Source organism: Aeromonas sp. s9 (assembly GCF_040907765.1).
In the GTDB taxonomy this organism is placed as follows: domain Bacteria; phylum Pseudomonadota; class Gammaproteobacteria; order Enterobacterales; family Aeromonadaceae; genus Aeromonas; species Aeromonas caviae.
This window is the reverse complement of the sequence record NZ_JBFOCK010000066.1, coordinates 138,419-155,202: the sequence shown is the minus strand read 5'-3', so window position 1 is coordinate 155,202 and position 16,784 is coordinate 138,419. Positions and strand designations below refer to the sequence as shown.

Genomic DNA, 16,784 nt, shown 5'->3' with positions numbered 1-16,784 from the left:
GTGACGTGGCGCACATTTTACCCGTGAGCCCCCATTTGGGAATAGGCGAGCCTTCCTTTATTGATCCTTTTCTTAATTTTGATCAAACAATCGACGGACACGCTGATCCGGGGCAGGAGTGAGCAGGCTGACAAGAACAAAGGCCGCCAGGCCAAGGGCCAGGCTCGGGACGATGGCGTGCAGACCGGCCACCTTGATCCCCCACTGGCTCAAGGTACCGTAACAGAGGATGCCGCAGACCATGCTGGCCAGGGCTCCCGGGCCGTTGGCCCTGGACCAGTAGAGGCCGAGCACCAGGGGCCAGAGGAAGACCGCCTGCAGGCCGCCGAAGGCGAGCAGGTTGAGCCAGATGATCATCTCGGGGGGCTGGAGCGCCGCCAGCAGCACCAGGGTACCCAGGATCAGGGTGCAGAGCAGGGAGAGGCGCGGCACCCGGACCTCCAGCTTCTCCTGCCTGGGGTTGAGGTAATTGAGGTAGAGATCTTTCACCAGGGTGGCGGAGGCCTGGATCAGCTGGGAGTCGATAGTAGACATGATGGCCGCCATGGGGGCCGCCAGGAAGACCCCGGCCAGCCAGGGGGGGAGCACCTCCATCATCAGGGAGGGCATGATCTTGTCCGGGCTGTCCATGCCGGGCAGGATGGCGCGGCCCAGTGCCCCGGCCAGGTGCATGCCGAACATCAGCAGGGCGCAGACGATGGTGCCGATGAGGATGCCCCGGTGCAGCGCCTTGCTGTCCCGGTAGCCAAAGCAGCGCAGCGCCGAGTGGGGCAAGCCCACCACCCCGATGCAGACCAGCACCCAGAAGCTCAGCATGAAGGGCTGGGTCAGCATGTCGCCGGCCCCCTGGGGGCTCACCAGCTTGGGATCTATCTCCTTGAGCTGGTGGACAAGATTCGGCAACCCGTCACCGGCGATGAGGATGCCCGCCAGCAGGGCGCCAGTGCCGATGAGCATGACGATGCCCTGCAGGGCATCCGTCATCACCACGGCGCGAAAGCCGCCGATCACCGTGTAGAGCAGCACGCAACTGGCAAACAGGAAGAGCCCCTGCTGATAGCTGAGGCCGGTCGCCGTTTCCAGCAGGCGGGCGCCGCCGATGAACTGCACCACCATGGTGGCGATGAAGGCGAGGATGATGGTGACCGAACCCAGCACGACCACCGCCCTGCTCTGGTAGCGGGCCCACAGCATGTCGTTGATGGTCACCGCGTTGACCCGGCGGGCGATGATGGCGAACTTCTTGCCAAGCACCCCCAGGGTGAGCCAGACGGTGGGCAGCTGGATCATCGCCAGTAGCACCCAGCCGAGGCCGACCTTGTAGGCGGCACCCGGCCCGCCGATGAAGGACGATGCAGAGGTATAAGTGGCCACCAGGGTCATGGCGAGCACCAGCCCCCCCATGCTGCGGTTGCCGATGAAGTACTCCTGCATGAAGTTGCCGCCGGTCCGGTGGCGACTGGCCCAGAAACCGACTCCCAGTACCAGCACCAGGTAGATGCAGAGCGGCAGCATCAGCTCAAGATTCATGGGGTGGTACCTCGCTATCCAGGGGAATATCGACGAACAGGCGATCCACCATGAGGGCGCAGAGGCCGATGAACAGCAGGGGCATCAGGATGCAACTGAGCAGGAACCAGAGGGGCAGGTCCCACAGCTCGAGATCCTCGGGGATGAAATAAGCCGAGCCATACCAGGCGACAAAATAGAGCAGGGTCAGCAGCAGGCAGAAGGCTGCTTCCCGACGGGCGAGTGCGAAACGGTTCACTGTGGCCTCCGACGAGTGAGCGGGGCGCAAGAATAACAAAAAAGGGCCATGTCGCCATGGCCCTTTTTTACGTTGGCGATCCGGGTGGATCGCGCAATATCCCGATGAAAGGGGTCTTTGCAGACCCGACTTCTTGTGCAGGGAGTGGCTGCTCATGCGGCCACCGTGCTCAATGGGCCGGGCCTCAAGCCATTACAGACCCAACTTCTTGTGCAGGTAGTGGCTGCTCTGTGCTGCCACCGTGCTCAATGGGTCGGGTCTCAAGCCATTACAGACCCAACTTCTTGTGCAGGTAGTGGATGTTGGTGCCACCGTGCTGGAAGTTTTCGTCCTTCATGATCTCTTTTTGCAGGGCGATGTTGGTCTTGATCCCTTCCACCACCAGCTCGTCGAGGGAGTGACGCATGCGGGCGATGGCCACGTCACGGTTCTCCCCATAGCAGATCAGCTTGCCGATCATGGAGTCGTAGTAGGGGGGGACCTTGTAACCCGCATAGATGTGGGATTCCCAGCGCACGCCCAGGCCGCCCGGCGCGTGGAAGCGCTGGATGAGACCAGGAGAGGGCAGGAAGGTGGCCGGATCTTCGGCATTGATCCGGCACTCGATGGCATGGCCACGGATGCGGATGTCCTGCTGGGTGATCGACAGGGGCTGACCGGCGGCAATGCGCAGCTGCTCCTTGATGAGGTCGACGCCGGTGACCATCTCGGTGACCGGATGTTCCACCTGGATACGGGTGTTCATCTCGATGAAATAGAACTCGCCGTTCTCGTACAGGAACTCGAAGGTACCCGCACCGCGGTAGCCGATCTCGAGACAGGCGCGCACACAGCGCTCACCGATGAACTTGCGCATCTCCTCGGTGATGCCGGGGGCCGGCGCCTCTTCCACGACCTTCTGGTGACGGCGCTGCATGGAGCAGTCCCGCTCACCCAGATAGAGGGCGGTACCCTGACCGTCAGCCAGCACCTGGATCTCGATGTGGCGCGGGTTCTCCAGGTACTTCTCCATGTAGACCATGTCGTTCTTGAAGAACTGGCCCGCTTCGGATTTGGTCAGCGCGATGGCGGAGGCCAGTTCGGCCTCGTTGCGCACCACGCGCATGCCGCGACCACCACCGCCACCGGCGGCCTTGATGATCACCGGATACCCGATCCGCTTGGCGATGGCGGCGTTGCGCTTGGCATCGTTGTCCACCGGGCCGTCGGAGCCGGGTACGCAGGGCACGCCCGCCTTCTTCATCGCCTCGATGGCAGAGACCTTGTCACCCATCAGGCGAATGGTCTCGGCGCGCGGGCCAATGAAGATGAAGCCGGATTTCTCGACCACTTCGGCGAAGTCGGCATTCTCGGAGAGGAAGCCGTAGCCCGGGTGGATGGCGACGGCACCGGTCACCTCGGCGGCGGCGATGATGGCCGGCACATTGAGGTAGGACTCACCGCTGGCAGGTTTGCCGATGCAGATGGTTTCGTCCGCCAGGAGCACATGCTTGAGCTCCCGATCGGCAGTGGAGTGAACGGCCACTGTCTTGATCCCGAGCTCTTTGCAGGCGCGCAGGATCCGCAGGGCAATTTCACCGCGGTTGGCGATGACTACTTTGTCCAACATGGGTGGCATTTTCCCTTATTCGATGATGAACAGCGGCTCGTCAAACTCGACGGCCTGACCATTTTCAACCAGGATCGCTTTGATCACGCCGGCCTTGTCAGACTCGATTTGGTTCATCATTTTCATGGCTTCGACGATGCACAGGGTGTCGCCGACATTGACGTGCTGACCGACTTCCACGAACGGCTTGGCTTCCGGGCTGGAGGAGCGGTAGAAGGAGCCCACCATGGGGGAGCGCATCAGATGACCGCTCGGGGCGGCATCGGCAGCAGGTGCAGCGGCTGCTGCCGGAGCAGCGGCAACCGGTGCGGCAACCTGAGCTGCGGCCTGGGGCATGATCATCTGCGGGGCAACGCTAACCTGGCCGGAGAAATTACGGCTGATGCGAACGGACTCTTCCCCTTCGGAGATTTCCAGCTCGGCGATGCCGGACTCTTCAACCAGTTCAATCAGCTTCTTGATTTTGCGGATATCCATTAGCATTCTCTTTCTTCTTTATCTGATCAGTGATTATCAAGCCGCGCGCAACTGATGCACGGCCGCGGTTAAAGCGAATTGGTAACCATCGGCACCCAACCCGCAGATCACCCCCTTGGCGACATCAGACAGATAGGAGTGATGACGGAAGGGCTCCCTGGCATGAACGTTTGACAGGTGAACCTCGATAAAGGGGATGGCCACACCCAGCAGGGCATCGCGCAGGGCAACGCTGGTATGGGTGAAGGCGGCGGGATTGATGATGATGAAATCCACCTGGCCCATGGCCTGATGGATGCGGCCGATCAGCTCGTGCTCGGCATTGGATTGCAGATGTTCCAGGGTGACACCGAGTTCGCTGGCGCTGCGCGTCAGATCGGCGACGATCTCATCGAGCGTCTTGCTGCCGTAGATTCCCGGTTCCCGCTTGCCCAGCAGATTCAGATTGGGGCCGTTGAGCAGGAGGATTCGGTGATGTTGCGACATATTGAGTACATCCTCGATGATTATGCTGCTATCTATCAGCTATCTTTGGACTACCAAAAATCTAGCCAATTTTTGCACAAATCGGTGTGCCCTGACACACAGATTTCGCAATTATATTGATTTCGTGAAAATTAGCAGCATTTTACTGGTCTAATCTCTACATCTGGCTATTTATTGGCCTGGTTTGCCCGCAAGCCCGGCCTGCCACCGAACTCTGCCCTGTCCGGATCCCGAAGACAACAAAGCCGGCACGTGGCCGGCTCTGTTGACGTGGGGAAGAGACTCACGCCGCTTCCGACTTCTCGCGGATCAGCTTGTCCACGACCCCCGGATCCGCCAGGGTGGAGATATCCCCCAGGCTGTCGGTTTCGCCGGTGGCGATCTTGCGCAAGATACGCCGCATGATCTTGCCGGAACGGGTCTTGGGCAGCCCCTCGGCCCAGTGGATCACGTCCGGGGTCGCGATGGCGCCAATCTCCTTGCGCACCCACTCCTTCACTTCCTTGTGCAGCTCGCGGCTCGGCTCTTCCCCGGCGATCAGGGTGACATAGGCGTAGATGCCCTGTCCCTTGATCTCGTGGGGAACACCCACCACCGCCGCTTCGGCGATCTTCGGATGGGCCACCAGAGCGGACTCGATTTCGGCGGTACCCATGCGGTGGCCGGAGACGTTGAGTACATCATCCACCCGGCCGGTGATCCAGTAGTAGCCGTCCTCGTCGCGACGGGCACCGTCGCCGGTGAAGTAGCGACCCGGGAAGGTGGAGAAGTAGGTCTGCTCGAAGCGCTCGTGATCGCCGAACACGGTACGCATCTGGCCGGGCCAGGAGTCGGTGATCACCAGGTTGCCCTCGGTGGCGCCTTCCAGCGGCTCACCCAGGTTGTCCACCAGAGCAGGCTGTACTCCGAAGAAGGGACGAGTGGCCGAGCCGGGCTTGAGCGCGGTGACGCCGGGCAGCGGAGTGATGAGGATGCCGCCGGTCTCGGTCTGCCACCAGGTGTCGACGATGGGGCAGCGCTCGTCGCCGATGGTGCGGTAGTACCACTCCCAGGCTTCCGGGTTGATGGGTTCACCCACCGACCCCATGATGCGCAGGCTGGTGCGGGAAGTGCCTTCGACAGCCTCCTTGCCCTTGGCCATCAGTGCGCGAATGGCGGTGGGGGCGGTATAGAGGATGGTGACCTGGTGTTTGTCCACCACCTGACTCATGCGGTTGGTGGCCGGGTAATTGGGCACCCCTTCGAACATGACGGTGGTGGCGCCGTTGGCCAGCGGCCCGTAGACCAGATAGGAGTGACCGGTGACCCAGCCCACGTCGGCGGTACACCAGTAGATGTCCTCTTCGTGGTAATCGAACACGTATTTGAAGGTGAGGGCGGCATAGACCAGATAGCCGCCCGTGGTGTGCAGCACACCCTTGGGTTTGCCGGTGGAGCCGGAGGTGTAGAGCACGAACAGGGGATCTTCGGCGCCCATGGCTTCGGGCGGACAATCCGGGTTGGCGGCGTTGACCGCATCATGCCACCAGATGTCTCTGTGATCGTGCCAGGCCACGTTGCCACCGGTGCGCTTGAGGACGATCACCTTGCTGACCTTGGTATCCGGGTGGGTAAGGGCCTCATCCACGTTCTTCTTGAGGGGGATGGGACGACCGCCTCGCAACCCCTCATCGGCGGTGATGACGACGGAGGCGCCGGAGTCGATGATGCGGCCCGAGAGCGCCTCCGGCGAGAAGCCGCCGAAGACGATGCTGTGCACGGCCCCGATGCGGGTACAGGCCAGCATGGCGATGGCCGCCTCCGGCACCATGGGCATATAAAGGCAGACCATGTGGCCACGCTTGACCCCCTGGGTTTTGAGCACGTTGGCAAACTTGCACACTTCGGCGTGCAGTTCGCGATAGGTGATCTTGCGATCTTCGGCCGGGTTGTCCCCTTCCCAGATGATGGCGACTTTGTCGCCGCGCTCGCTCAGATGACGATCCAGGCAGTTGGCCGAGACGTTGAGCAGACCATCCTCATACCACTTGATGGAGACGTGGCCCGGATCGTAGGAGGTGTTCTTGACGCGGGTGTAGGGGGTCATCCAGTCGAGGATCTTGCCCTGCTCCCCCCAGAAGGCGTCCGGATCCTGCACCGACGCCTGATACATGGCTTCATAACCTTCCTTGTCCAGCAGGGCGCCGTTGCCGATGTGGGCCTTGACCGGGTAGACCTTGCTCTCGCTCATCTCTCACTCCTGTGAATACATTTTCTTAATGATTGAGTAACAACTTATACCTTTGGTTCCCGAGGGCAATTAGACTTTTGGATAGCGACGAAGATAGCGGCCCCGAAGGCCATGATGAGGAAGCAGAAGGGAGCCATGGGCTCCCTTCTTTGCGTGCGTGGTGGCGTGGCCAAGGCTCAATGGCGGAGGGGGAGCAGGGAAGGCAGGCTGGGTTCTGGCAGGGGATGGCTGAACAGGTAGCCCTGTCCCTCCTCGCAACGCAGGGATTGCAGGAACTGGCGCTGGGGCTGGGTTTCTATCCCTTCCGCCGTGACGGCCATGCCGAGGGAGCTGGCCAGCTGGACTATGGTCCGGCACAGCTCGCGGCTGTGCTTGTCGTCGGGCAACGCCTGGACGAAGGCCCTGTCTATATTGATGCGATCGATGGGCAGGCTCCTGAGCAGGCTCAGGGAGGAGAAACCGGTGCCGAAGTCGTCGATGGCGATCTGCACCCCCAGCGCCTTGAGACGGGTGAAGAGCCGCAGACTGTGATCCACGCTCTGGATGATGCTCTCGGTCACCTCGATCTCCAGCCGTTCGGCAGGAAAACCGGTCTCGGCCAGAATGGCTGTCACCCGCTCCACGTAGTCGTGGGAACGCATCTCCCTGACCGACACATTGACCGAGAGCCTGGGCACGGCGCGCCCTTCAGCCAGCCACTGCTGCCCTTGCCGGCAGGCGGTGCGCATCACCCATTCGCCCAGTGGTTCGATGAGACCGCACTCCTCTGCCACCGGAATGAAACGGTCCGGGGATATCATGCCAAGGCTGGGATGCTGCCAGCGGATCAGGGCCTCCAGGCCGCTGAGATGACCATCCGCCAGATCCGTCATGGGTTGGTAGAGCAGGCGAAACTCTTGCTGCTCAATGGCCTTGAGCAGTCCCTGCTCCAGCAGCATCCGCTCCCTGGTCTGTGCCGTCATGTCGGGGGAGTGGAACAGATAGCCGTTGCGGCCACGGCGCTTGGCTTCATGCATGGCGTTGTCCGCCGCGCTGATGAGGCTGTCCGGGGTCTGGCCATGCTCCGGATAGAGGGAGACGCCGATGCTGGCGGAGAGCCTCACCCGCTCCTGGGCGATGTCGGCGGGATCGTGCAGCCTGCGTTGCAACCCCTCGATGAGACCCAGCAGATCCTGGGTGTCTCTGATGGCGGGCAGCAACACCAGAAATTCGTCTGCCCCCAGCCGGATGGCGATGTCTCCGGGGCGCAGGCAGTGGCGAATGCGGTCTGCCGACAGCTTGAGCAGCAGATCGCCGGCACTGTGCCCCAGGTTGTCGTTGATGAGCTTGAAGCCGTCGAGATCGATGAACAGCAGCGCCAGGACGTGGTGGTTCACCCTGGCCGTCTCTATCTCCAGGGTGAGGCGCTCTTGCAGCAGATGGCGATTGCCGAGATCGGTGAGAGGATCGTAATAGGAGAGGTGCTGCAAGCGGGCTTCGGCCTGATAGAGACGCAGTGCATGAAGGTGGGTCATTTCCTGCAGGCCGGGGACGCGGGTGCGTCGAGGTGAGGGCCTGTCTGTACGGACTCCCTCATCACGAGGAAGATGCCGCTGAAGGTGCCCTCCTCATCCAGCACGGAGCTGACGCTCACTTGCCAGCGTGCGGGAGAGGCCGCGCGGGAGAGACCGACCGTCTCCACCTCAAATGCGCATCGGGGGGCCCCTTGTCGCAGTTGCTGAAACAGCGGGAGCAGCTGGGGAGTCTGGGCAGGGACAATGTCGAACAGCGTCTTGCCCGGGTGCTCTGCCCGTGCGAGGCCGGTCAGTTCGGCAAAGCGTCCGTTGACGTCGCGATACCTGAATTCGTGATCGAAGACCCCAATCCCGACGGGCGCCTGGGCGAACAGCTGTTGCAACTCGTAGGGAGAGAGCGGGCCTGACAAATGCCGTGTCGGAACCGATTCGGGCAGCACTTTTTCCATGGGGGCTCCTGAATTGATTGCTTTGTCATTTGGACGACTGTGTCAGTATGGCAGGAAGTGTCAGGAGAGAAAGAAAGTGTGAGAAGGGTGTGAAATCAACGAGATGTCAGCCTTTCTGGCGGCCAAACGCCTGGATCCCGCGAACAAATACCAGCCAGCCCACCAGATGAAACGGCAACGCCATGGCGTAGAGCACCAGCCAGTGGCTCTCGGTGCCGCTGCTGTTGATGAAATCTGCCCAGGCGGCGAGCAGGGCCAGCATGCCCGCTATCTGGAAACGGCGACGCAGCACCACTTCCACCCCGAGATTGGCGAGGTAGAGGGTCAGCAGGATGCCGGCAAAGCCGGTGAGCTGGGCGGTGCCGTAGAGCGCGCGGTCCGGGTTGAACAGCAGCGTCACGAGGGGAGTGAGACCCTGATCCAGCGGGATCAGGGCCAGCAGCCAGCATGCGATAAGAAGCAGGGCTGTCTTCATGCCGGGCTCAGTCGGCGGACGGTGCCGGTTTGACCAGGGAGAGGTAGTTGGCGTCCATCTTGAGGAACACCCCCAGCAGGCGGGCACTGGCACCGTAGAAGCCAAACTTGTCGGCGGCCCGGCAGGCCTGCTCGAAGCGCTCGAACCAGCCCAGCAGGTGACCGTGCAGCAGGGACTCCTGCTCGCCGAGCCAGCTTTCACGCTGGGCGGCGGTGGTCGACTCGGCGGCGCGGATGATGAGGCTGCCCATCAGATCCAGCTCGATGGCCAGATGATCGGCAGGCTCATTGTATTTGTCGCTGACGTTGATGCCGAGGCGATCGAGGCGTGCCTGCATCTCGGTCATGGGGGCCTGCATCAGCTGCTTGCCTTCGCTCCGGTAGAGGGATTCGTAGGGCAGGGCACCCTGCCCGGGAGCGCTCAGGAACAGGCCGGCGAAGTCGGCGGCCAGGGCCGTCTGGCGCTCGGGGCGCACCAGCAGGCGGGCGATGGCATCGTTGAGCTCGGCCACGGCTTCGCGCATGGGATCGAGGGTGGAGAGGCTCTTCAAGAAGCTGCGCACGTCATAAGTGTCGTATTCAGCGATCTGTGCATCACTGAGTTCGGCAGCAAACAGGGTGGAAAACCACCAGTAAAGCTCGGCCCGGCGTTCGCTGGTCGCCATGAATTCCTGCATTTTTCCTCCGTGGATGACAATCGGGAGCCTTGATGGCCCCCGATTCTAACGACTTTAAAAATAAAGGAAACTCATGGGGCCTTTTGGCCGGATAGCGCCAGGAGAGGGGGTCGCATTCGCGAGATGACCGTGGGCGACGAGGAGGCCGACTTACTCCTCGACGCGATAGAGCACCTGCTTGCAACGGGGGCAGATGTGCTGGCGGCGGTAATCCATCTGGTGCACCAGGCCGACCTCCCGCTGCTGATGATGACCGCAATGGATGCAGAAAATGAGATCCCCGTCGGCGGCGCCGGGATGGGCCGCCAGGTACTGCTCCCGGGTGGGAAGTGTCTCCCAGTTGGCGGTGCAGGCACCCTTGCGGCTGGCGGTGTAGTAGACCCAGTAGAAGAGAGCGAAGACCGCGACAATCACGAACAGCATCAGATGATCCATCATGGCGTTTCCCCTTGTGTTCCGGGATGGCAGGGAGCGACACCCGCTCGTGCAGATGTCCCATGGCCTAAAGATGTTATCTGTTAGTAAATGCTATATCCATGATCTGGCTCTGGTTTTCATCGCCTTGCCCGGGAAGCGGGGACGATGGCTGGAGCCGGATTGCTGGTGTGGGGAGGCCGGAGGGATGAGCGAAGCCAGAGGGCGGGATTCGAAATTTGCGACGTATTTTACATTTTATAAACAATTTTTTGGGTGGTTGGACTGTCTCTTTGATCCAGCTCACGTTACAATGCGCGGGCCCACTTCACCTATCGCGCAAACGATTTTCAGGAGATAAACGGATGTTGAAACGTGACATGACCATCGCCGGCTATGATCCAGAGCTGTGGCAGGCCATCACAGACGAGACCCGTCGTCAGGAAGAGCACATCGAGCTGATTGCGTCCGAGAACTACACCAGCCCCCGCGTCATGGAAGCCCAGGGCTCCCAGTTGACCAACAAGTACGCCGAAGGCTACCCGGCCAAGCGTTACTACGGCGGTTGCGAGTATGTGGATGTGGTTGAAACCCTGGCCATCGAGCGCGCCAAAGAGCTGTTCGGTGCCACCTACGCCAACGTGCAGCCGCACTCCGGCTCTCAGGCCAACAGCGCCGTCTACATGGCCCTGCTGCAACCGGGCGACACCGTGCTCGGCATGAACCTGGCCCACGGCGGTCACCTGACCCACGGCTCCCCCGTCAACTTCTCCGGCAAGCTGTACAACATCATCCCCTACGGCATCGACGAGTCCGGCAAGATCGACTACGACGAGATGGAGCGCCTGGCCGTTGAGCACAAGCCGAAGATGATGATCGGCGGCTTCTCCGCCTACTCCGGCATCGTCGACTGGGCCCGCATGCGCGAAATCGCCGACAAGATCGGTGCTTACCTGTTCGTGGACATGGCCCACGTGGCCGGTCTGATTGCCGCTGGCGTCTACCCGAACCCGGTGCCCCATGCTCACGTGGTCACCTCCACCACTCACAAGACCCTGGCCGGTCCGCGCGGTGGTCTGATCCTCTCCGCCGCCGACGACGAAGATCTGTACAAGAAGCTGAACTCCGCCGTCTTCCCGGGTGGTCAGGGCGGCCCGCTGATGCACGTCATCGCCGGCAAGGCCGTAGCCTTCAAGGAAGCGCTGGAGCCCGAGTTCAAGACCTACCAGGCCCAGGTCGTCAAGAACGCCAAGGCCATGGCGGCGACCTTTATCGAGCGCGGCTACAAGATCGTCTCCGGCGGTACCGACAACCATCTGATGCTGGTTGACCTGATCGGTCGCGAGCTGACCGGCAAAGATGCCGACGCAGCCCTCGGCAAGGCCAACATCACCGTCAACAAGAACTCCGTACCGAACGACCCGCGTTCCCCGTTCGTGACCTCCGGCGTGCGTATCGGCACCCCGGCCATCACCCGCCGAGGCTTCAAGGAAGCCGAGTCCATCCAGTTGGCCAACTGGATCTGCGACGTGCTGGACAGCCACGACAACGAAGAAGTGCTGGCGACCGTGCGCGAGAAGGTGCTGGACATCTGCCGCCGCTTCCCGGTCTACGCATAATCAGCCTGACCTTCAGGTTGAAGACCAATGCCACCCTCGGGTGGCATTGTTTTTTGCAGCGTCTGGCAAGATGAGACAGAGGTGATCATGTGCGATGACATGGAAGAGGACGTGCTGGAGGCGTCACTGCGGCAGACGGTTCGAACCCAGTACCACTTTCGCGCCAGCGAACAGGGGCTGCTGGCCTGGGATGTGCGCCGCTTGATCCGGCTGAGCCGCAACCTGCCGGTGCAGGCGGTGGCACTCGGCGAGATTGCCGAGCTTGACCGCGACCACTGGTACGGCCATGACGACGCCACGCCCACGGTGCGCAGCGTGGTGGCGCATTGCCAGCTCATGATGGCGGCGGATCTCGCCTATCCCATCCTGCTCGACAGCGCCGGTCGGGTGATGGATGGCATGCACCGGGTGGGCAAGGCGCTGATGCTGGGCCACAGCCATGTGGCTGCTCGCCGGTTCGCGGCGGATCCTGCCCCCGATTACCAGGATTGCGACCCCGAGGCGTTGCCCTATGACGACTGAGTCCTGCCCGAAGGTCTGGCTGGTTGTCCCTTGTTTTCATGGGCTTTTACCGGTTCTGGATGGCCGTGTTACACTGGCCGGCCTAGCGCCAGCCCCCGGGGCCCGCGCCCATTTTCATCCACGCCGGAGGTCAGATGCATTGCCCTTTCTGTAGTGCCGTTGATACCAAGGTGATCGATTCCCGTCTGGTGGCCGAGGGTCATCAGGTGCGCCGCCGTCGCGAATGCCTGCTCTGTCACGAGCGTTTTACCACCTTCGAAATGGCCGAACTGGTCATGCCTCGCGTCATCAAGTCCAACGGCTCCCGCGAGCCCTTCAACGAAGACAAGCTGCGTGCCGGCATTCTGCGGGCGCTGGAGAAGCGGCCGGTGAGCATGGAGGCTATCGAGAAGGCGGTCAACCACATCAAGTCCCGCCTGCGGGCCACCGGTGAGCGGGAGGTGGCCTCCCAGCTGGTGGGCAATCTGGTGATGGATGAGCTCAAGAGCCTGGACAAGGTGGCCTACATCCGCTTTGCCTCCGTCTACCGCAGCTTTGAAGACATTCGCGAATTCGGGGAAGAGATCGCCAAGCTGGAGAAGTAACGTCGGCCTGTCGCTCCCTATGTGAATAAGAGAGGGGCTGCCGTTGCGGCAGCGCCAGTTGTTACACCAGTGAGACATCCAGATAGCGCATCGTTGCACTGGTGAAAAAGTATGAGGGCGTGCGGCCGCATCCTGCGATGTGTGTGCCCGTCGCCATGGCGTCAGATGCCATGGCCGATCTGCCCGAGAAGGCGTGCTGCAAGCGCGTACACCCTATTTTCTTGTCCCATCGGATGGCCGTGCCACCGGGGACAGGTTGCTGGACACAGGAGCCCGGATGTTTAGTCAAGACGATTACCAATGGATGAGCCGGGCCCTCGAACTGGCCCGGCGCGGCCGTTACACCACGGCTCCCAACCCCTGCGTCGGCGCCGTGCTGGTGAAGGCCGGCGTGGTGGTGGGGGAGGGCTGGCACAAGCGGGCCGGTGAGCCCCATGCCGAGGTCTATGCCCTGCACGCGGCAGGGGAAGAGGCCCGCGGTGCCACCGCCTATGTGACCCTGGAGCCCTGCTCCCATCATGGTCGCACGCCCCCCTGCGCCGAGGCGCTCATCAAGGCCGGGGTGACCCGGGTGGTGGCTGCCATGGTGGATCCCAATCCCCAGGTGGGCGGGCGCGGCCTGCGGATGCTCTCCGAGGCGGGGATCAAGACCGATTTCGGCCTGCTGGCCGCAGAAGCCGAGGCCCTCAATCCCGGTTTCTTCAAGCGGATGCGCACCGCGTTTCCGCTGGTGACGGTCAAGCTGGGGGCGAGCCTGGATGGTCGCACCGCCATGGCGAGTGGCGAGAGCCAGTGGATCACCTCTCCGGAGGCGCGCCGGGACGTGCAGCGGCTGCGGGCCCGTCACGATGCAGTCCTCTCCAGCGCCGAAACCGTGCTGGCGGATGGCGCCTCCCTCACCGTGCGCTGGGACGAGCTGCCCCCCTCGGTCAAGGCGGTCTATCCCAAAGAGACCCTGCGCCAGCCACTTCGAGTCATCGTGGATTCGCAAAACCGGCTCACCCCGGATCTGCCCCTGTTCCAGAGCGAGAGCCCGGTACTGCTGGCCCGCCACAAGGCATCCGGTGAGTGGCCCGCCTGGGTGCAGCAGCTGGAGGTGCCGCTGCTGGATGGCAAGCTGGATCTGGTCAGTCTGTTCATGCTGCTGGCCAAACAGAACGTCAACTCGGTACTGGTGGAGGCGGGGCCGCGGCTGTGCGGCGCCCTGCTGGAGAAGGGGCTGGTGGACGAGCTGGTGCTCTATCAGGCGCCCAAACTGATGGGGGATGAGGGGCGCGGCCTGTTCCATCTGCCGGGGCTGACCCGGCTGTTCCAGGCCCCCAAACTCAACCTCAAGGATGTGCGCATGCTTGGCCAGGATATTCGCATCACTGCGAAAATAGCCTGATTTTTCAATGTTCACGGGGGCATCCATCGCCCCCGTCATCAGCAAGGTGATCTGCATGTTTACCGGAATTATCGAAGCGGTGGGAACCCTGGCCGAGCTGCGTCGCCAGGGGGAGGACATGGCCCTCACCGTGCACGCGCCGACCCTGGACTTCAGTGACGTCAAGCTGGGCGACTCCATCGCCACCAACGGCGTCTGCCTCACCGTGGTGGCGCTCGGGGATCACAGCTATACCGCCGACGTCTCCCTGGAGACCCTCTCCCGCACCGGTTTTTCTGCCGCCAAGGTGGGGGATCCGGTCAACCTCGAGAAGGCGTTGATGCCCACCTCCCGCCTCGGCGGCCACCTGGTCTCCGGCCACGTGGACGGTATCGGCGAGGTGAAGAGCAAATCGTCCAGCGGCCGCGCCATCGAATACTGGATCAAGGCGCCGGGGGAGCTCTCGCGCTACATCGCCGAGAAGGGGTCGATTGCGGTGGATGGCATCAGCCTCACCGTCAATGCGGTTCAGGGGGATCTGTTCCGGCTGACCATCGTGCCCCACACCGCCCAGGAGACCACCATCGCCCGCTGGAAACCCGGCTACCGGGTCAACCTCGAGGTGGACCAGATAGCCCGCTATCTGGAGCGGCTGATGACGGGCAAGCGCGAGGAGAGCAGTGCCTCTACCCTGACCCTGGAGAAGCTGGCCCAGTCCGGATTCTTGTGAGCCGTTTTGACGGGAAAACGCGGTTCTGTGATCCCGCGCGGATTGAAACGGGGCCGCGTGCCCCCATCTAGAGCACAATACGCAGTATCAAGTCGAGCCGACTGGCTCAATCCCCAAGCATGTTGATGGAGTAGCCCATGGCGCTGAGCACGACCCAGGAAATCATTGCCGATATCAAGGCTGGCAAGATGGTGATCCTGATGGATGACGAAGACAGGGAGAACGAAGGGGACCTGATCATGGCCGCCTCCTGTGTCCGCCCGGAAGACATCAACTTCATGGCGCGCTACGGTCGTGGCCTCATCTGTCTGACCCTGACCCGGGATCGCTGCAAGCAGCTGGCGCTGCCGCTGATGGTCGATCGCAACAATGCCCAGTTCTCCACCGCCTTCACCGTCTCCATCGAGGCGGCGGAAGGGGTGACCACCGGCATCTCCGCCGCCGACCGCGCCGTCACCGTGCAGGCTGCGGTGGCGCCCCATGCCAAGGCCGCCGATCTGGTGCAGCCCGGCCACATCTTCCCGCTGATGGCGCAGGATGGCGGTGTGTTGACCCGCGCCGGCCACACCGAAGCGGGCTGCGATCTGGCCCGGCTGGCCGGCTTCGAGCCTGCCTCCGTCATCGTCGAGATCCTCAACGAAGACGGCACCATGGCCCGGCGCCCGGATCTCGAGATCTTCGCCGAGCAGCACGGCATCAAGCTCGGCACCATTGCCGACCTTATCGAATACCGCAACCAGCACGAGACCACGGTAGAGAAGGTGGCCGAGTGCAAGTTGCCCACCGAATACGGCGAGTTCGACCTCGTCACCTTCCGCGACACCATCGACAACCAGGTCCACTTCGCCCTGAAGAAAGGGGACGTGAAGGCCGACCAGCCGACCCTGGTACGGGTGCACCTGCACGACGTGCTGAGCGATCTGCTGCTCACCGACCGCCACAGCGCCCGCAGCTGGCCGCTGCCCAAATCCATGGCCCGCATCGCCGACGAGGGCGGGGTGCTGGTGATCCTGGGGGCGGAAGCCCATGGCGCCGAGCTGCTGGCCAGGGTCAAGGGTTTTGAAGCCGCCGACAAGGGGCTGGCGCCGGAAGGGGCCAAGTGGCAGGGCACCTCGCGCCGGGTCGGCGTCGGTTCCCAGATCCTCAAGGCGCTGGGGGTCGGCAAGATGCGCCTATTGAGCTCTCCCAAGAAGTACCATGCCCTCGGTGGCTTTGGTCTGGAAGTGGTGGAGTACGTCGGCGAGTAAGCGCTGCGTACGGTTGAATTCATCACCATGGCCGCCCGTTGCGGCCATGGTTTTTTGTCGCGGCTCTGTTGTGCTAGAATGCGTGCACTTTTGAGCCCGGCCCCTAATTGATTGCACAGAGACAGGATTTCCAATGAAGATTATCGAAGGAAATATCGCCGCTCCCGAGGCGCGTGTTGCTATTGTCGTTGCCCGTTTCAACAGCTTCATCAATGACAGCCTGGTGAACGGCGCGCTGGACGTGCTGAAGCGTCAAGGTCAGGTCCAGGAGAGCAATCTGACCCTGGTGCGCGTACCGGGGGCCGTCGAAATTCCCCTGGCGGCCAAGAAGCTGGCCAAGAGCGGTCAATACGACGCCATCGTCGCACTCGGCACCGTCATCCGCGGCGGTACCTACCACTTCGAACTGGTAGCGAGCGAGAACGGCAAGGGTCTGGCCCAGGTGATGATGGAATACGACATTCCCGTTGCCTTCGGCGTGCTGACCACCGAAAACATTGAACAAGCCATCGAACGCGCCGGTACCAAGGCGGGTAACAAGGGTGCAGAGGCTGCACTGAGCGCGCTCGAAATGATCAACGTCCTGAAACAACTGGACGTGTAACGAGGAGAAATGCA

The 16,784-nt window shown here is 62.2% G+C and carries 18 protein-coding genes; 7 read left to right on the top strand and 11 right to left on the bottom strand.

What is annotated here, in order from left to right:
* Positions 1-72 precede the first annotated feature (72 nt).
* The 11 genes from panF to AB5Y54_RS12880 all read right to left on the bottom strand — a co-directional run bounded on the left by panF (position 73) and on the right by AB5Y54_RS12880 (position 10,122).
* Positions 73-1,530, bottom strand: coding sequence for a sodium/pantothenate symporter (gene panF / locus AB5Y54_RS12930; protein ID WP_042014456.1), 1,458 nt, complete (start codon positions 1,528-1,530; stop codon positions 73-75).
* Positions 1,520-1,768, bottom strand: a complete 249-nt coding sequence (locus AB5Y54_RS12925; RefSeq protein WP_039040309.1) for a YhdT family protein — start codon at positions 1,766-1,768, stop codon at positions 1,520-1,522. Before AB5Y54_RS12925 ends, panF begins: the two co-directional genes overlap by 11 nt.
* Before the next feature lie 268 nt (positions 1,769-2,036).
* Complete coding sequence (gene accC / locus AB5Y54_RS12920; RefSeq protein WP_039040308.1) at positions 2,037-3,377, bottom strand: acetyl-CoA carboxylase biotin carboxylase subunit; 1,341 nt, start codon at positions 3,375-3,377, stop codon at positions 2,037-2,039.
* A 15-nt stretch (positions 3,378-3,392) separates the two neighbouring features.
* Positions 3,393-3,854, bottom strand: coding sequence for an acetyl-CoA carboxylase biotin carboxyl carrier protein (gene accB / locus AB5Y54_RS12915; protein ID WP_010675405.1), 462 nt, complete (start codon positions 3,852-3,854; stop codon positions 3,393-3,395).
* A 36-nt stretch (positions 3,855-3,890) separates the two neighbouring features.
* Complete coding sequence (gene aroQ, locus AB5Y54_RS12910) at positions 3,891-4,340, bottom strand: type II 3-dehydroquinate dehydratase (RefSeq protein WP_039040307.1); 450 nt, start codon at positions 4,338-4,340, stop codon at positions 3,891-3,893.
* Positions 4,341-4,623: 283 nt separating this feature from the next.
* Positions 4,624-6,570: an acetate--CoA ligase gene (gene acs, locus AB5Y54_RS12905; RefSeq protein ID WP_201932513.1), complete on the bottom strand. Its 1,947-nt coding sequence runs from the start codon at positions 6,568-6,570 to the stop codon at positions 4,624-4,626.
* Between the two features lie 176 nt (positions 6,571-6,746).
* On the bottom strand, positions 6,747-8,084 hold the full coding sequence (locus AB5Y54_RS12900; protein WP_368153894.1) for a putative bifunctional diguanylate cyclase/phosphodiesterase: 1,338 nt from the start codon (positions 8,082-8,084) through the stop codon (positions 6,747-6,749).
* Positions 8,081-8,533 carry a PAS domain-containing protein gene (locus AB5Y54_RS12895; protein WP_368153893.1) on the bottom strand — a complete coding sequence of 151 codons (453 nt, stop codon included), beginning with the start codon at positions 8,531-8,533 and terminating at the stop codon, positions 8,081-8,083. Before AB5Y54_RS12895 ends, AB5Y54_RS12900 begins: the two co-directional genes overlap by 4 nt.
* Before the next feature lie 106 nt (positions 8,534-8,639).
* On the bottom strand, positions 8,640-9,008 hold the full coding sequence (locus AB5Y54_RS12890) for a hypothetical protein (protein ID WP_042014461.1): 369 nt from the start codon (positions 9,006-9,008) through the stop codon (positions 8,640-8,642).
* Positions 9,009-9,015: 7 nt separating this feature from the next.
* Positions 9,016-9,684, bottom strand: a complete 669-nt coding sequence (gene torD, locus AB5Y54_RS12885) for a molecular chaperone TorD (protein ID WP_368153892.1) — start codon at positions 9,682-9,684, stop codon at positions 9,016-9,018.
* Between the two features lie 150 nt (positions 9,685-9,834).
* The gene (locus tag AB5Y54_RS12880; protein ID WP_010675399.1) at positions 9,835-10,122 is read right to left on the bottom strand and encodes a hypothetical protein; all 288 of its coding nucleotides are present in this window, start codon (positions 10,120-10,122) and stop codon (positions 9,835-9,837) included.
* Between the two features lie 341 nt (positions 10,123-10,463).
* Between AB5Y54_RS12880 and glyA the strand changes: the two genes are divergently transcribed.
* From glyA to ribE, 7 genes are all read left to right on the top strand, one after another.
* Positions 10,464-11,717, top strand: a complete 1,254-nt coding sequence (glyA, locus tag AB5Y54_RS12875) for a serine hydroxymethyltransferase (protein ID WP_010675397.1) — start codon at positions 10,464-10,466, stop codon at positions 11,715-11,717.
* A gap of 87 nt (positions 11,718-11,804) precedes the next feature.
* The gene (locus tag AB5Y54_RS12870) at positions 11,805-12,239 is read left to right on the top strand and encodes a hypothetical protein (protein ID WP_201984957.1); all 435 of its coding nucleotides are present in this window, start codon (positions 11,805-11,807) and stop codon (positions 12,237-12,239) included.
* Positions 12,240-12,373: 134 nt separating this feature from the next.
* A complete protein-coding gene (gene nrdR / locus AB5Y54_RS12865; RefSeq protein WP_010675395.1) occupies positions 12,374-12,823 on the top strand; it encodes a transcriptional regulator NrdR in 450 nt (149 codons plus the stop codon).
* A gap of 277 nt (positions 12,824-13,100) precedes the next feature.
* The gene (gene ribD / locus AB5Y54_RS12860; protein WP_039040300.1) at positions 13,101-14,210 is read left to right on the top strand and encodes a bifunctional diaminohydroxyphosphoribosylaminopyrimidine deaminase/5-amino-6-(5-phosphoribosylamino)uracil reductase RibD; all 1,110 of its coding nucleotides are present in this window, start codon (positions 13,101-13,103) and stop codon (positions 14,208-14,210) included.
* 55 nt (positions 14,211-14,265) lie between these two features.
* Positions 14,266-14,919 carry a riboflavin synthase gene (locus tag AB5Y54_RS12855; protein ID WP_039040359.1) on the top strand — a complete coding sequence of 218 codons (654 nt, stop codon included), beginning with the start codon at positions 14,266-14,268 and terminating at the stop codon, positions 14,917-14,919.
* A 137-nt stretch (positions 14,920-15,056) separates the two neighbouring features.
* The gene (gene ribBA / locus AB5Y54_RS12850) at positions 15,057-16,166 is read left to right on the top strand and encodes a bifunctional 3,4-dihydroxy-2-butanone-4-phosphate synthase/GTP cyclohydrolase II (protein WP_039040299.1); all 1,110 of its coding nucleotides are present in this window, start codon (positions 15,057-15,059) and stop codon (positions 16,164-16,166) included.
* Positions 16,167-16,299: 133 nt separating this feature from the next.
* On the top strand, positions 16,300-16,770 hold the full coding sequence (gene ribE / locus AB5Y54_RS12845) for a 6,7-dimethyl-8-ribityllumazine synthase (RefSeq protein ID WP_010675391.1): 471 nt from the start codon (positions 16,300-16,302) through the stop codon (positions 16,768-16,770).
* The last annotated feature ends 14 nt before the right edge of the window (positions 16,771-16,784 follow it).